Origin of the sequence: Streptomyces chattanoogensis (assembly GCF_001294335.1) — a bacterium.
In the GTDB taxonomy this organism is placed as follows: Bacteria; Actinomycetota; Actinomycetes; order Streptomycetales; family Streptomycetaceae; genus Streptomyces; species Streptomyces chattanoogensis.
This window is the reverse complement of the sequence record NZ_LGKG01000050.1, coordinates 1-544: the sequence shown is the minus strand read 5'-3', so window position 1 is coordinate 544 and position 544 is coordinate 1. Positions and strand designations below refer to the sequence as shown.

Annotated in this window: 1 protein-coding gene; it reads left to right on the top strand. The window is 67.6% G+C overall.

Annotation, left to right across the window (positions count from 1 at the left end):
* On the top strand, positions 1 to 514 hold a 514-nt coding region (locus ADL29_RS08245; RefSeq protein WP_053923063.1), incomplete at its 5' end, for a thymidine kinase.
* Positions 515 to 544 lie beyond the last annotated feature (30 nt).

The following is a 544-nucleotide window of genomic DNA, read 5'->3' as shown; positions in this document are numbered from 1 at the left end:
GCTGTCGTCGCGTCTGGGGCTGGTGACGGAGGCGGTGGAGGCGGCCCCGGGGATGGACCTCTACGGGTATCTCGTGGAGCAGATGACGTACGGCGGCAAGGTCGATTACGTCATCGTGGATGAGGCCCAGTTCCTCGCGCCCGACCAGATCGACCAGCTGGCCCGGATCGTGGACGACCTTTCCCTGGATGTCTTCGCCTTCGGCATCACCACGGACTTCCGGACGAAGCTCTTCCCAGGGTCTCAGCGGCTGATCGAGTTGGCGGACCGGGTGGAGACGTTGCAGGTCGAGGCGATGTGCTGGTGTGGCGCTCGGGCCACTCACAATGCCCGCACGGTGGGTGGCGAGATGGTGGTCGAGGGTGAGCAGGTGGTGGTCGGGGATGTGGACATGGCCACGGAGGAGGTCGGGTACGAGGTCCTGTGCCGACGCCATCACCGTAAGCGGATGACCAGCGCTGCGGCACGAGCGGCAGCGCTGTCGCCGGACGTGCTGCCGGTCACCTCCGGCTGAGGCAGGCACGCGCACCTGCGCCGGCACCCC